Here is a 1,073-nt window from a genome sequence, read left to right as displayed (position 1 = left end):
ACACCGGTGGCGAAGGCGGGTCTCTGGGCAGTTACTGACGCTGAGGAGCGAAAGCATGGGGAGCGAACAGGATTAGATACCCTGGTAGTCCATGCCGTAAACGTTGGGCGCTAGGTGTGGGATCCATTCCACGGGTTCCGTGCCGCAGCTAACGCATTAAGCGCCCCGCCTGGGGAGTACGGCCGCAAGGCTAAAACTCAAAGGAATTGACGGGGGCCCGCACAAGCGGCGGAGCATGCGGATTAATTCGATGCAACGCGAAGAACCTTACCAAGGCTTGACATGCACGGTGGACCACCAGAGATGGTGGGTCATTTAGGTGGCCGTGCACAGGTGGTGCATGGTTGTCGTCAGCTCGTGTCGTGAGATGTTGGGTTAAGTCCCGCAACGAGCGCAACCCTCGTTCCATGTTGCCAGCGCGTTATGGCGGGGACTCATGGGAGACTGCCGGGGTCAACTCGGAGGAAGGTGGGGATGACGTCAAATCATCATGCCCCTTATGTCTTGGGCTTCACGCATGCTACAATGGCCAGTACAGAGGGCTGCGATACCGTGAGGTGGAGCGAATCCCAAAAAGCTGGTCTCAGTTCGGATCGGGGTCTGCAACTCGACCCCGTGAAGTCGGAGTCGCTAGTAATCGCAGATCAGCAACGCTGCGGTGAATACGTTCCCGGGCCTTGTACACACCGCCCGTCACGTCATGAAAGTCGGTAACACCCGAAGCCGGTGGCCCAACCCGTATGGGGGGGAGCTGTCGAAGGTGGGACTGGCGATTGGGACGAAGTCGTAACAAGGTAGCCGTACCGGAAGGTGCGGCTGGATCACCTCCTTTCTAAGGAGCGACTGCTCGAGCGCGTTCGGCTTCGGGCGACCGGTTCGGTCGTTCGGGGTGTGCTCGAGGGGAGCCGGTTTCTGCCAGCGAGTGTCTGGTGGCCGGTGCTCGAGGGTGGAACATCAACACGGCACTGCTCATCTTCTGTGGGGTGTTAGTACGGCTGGAGGAATCCGGTCTGGAACGCGCTGTCGAGGGGTGTGGGTGGTGCCTGGCGCACTGTTGGGTCCTGAGGGACCGG

The 1,073-nt window shown here is 60.1% G+C and carries 1 rRNA gene; it reads left to right on the top strand.

The window, feature by feature from the left end:
• Positions 1–832 (top strand): 16S ribosomal RNA (locus V9U69_RS17390); the annotation flags it as partial.
• Positions 833–1,073 lie beyond the last annotated feature (241 nt).

The organism is Kineococcus sp. G2, assembly GCF_037154035.1.
In the GTDB taxonomy this organism is placed as follows: Bacteria; Actinomycetota; Actinomycetes; order Actinomycetales; family Kineococcaceae; genus Kineococcus.
This window is presented reverse-complemented; position numbering and strand designations above follow the sequence as displayed.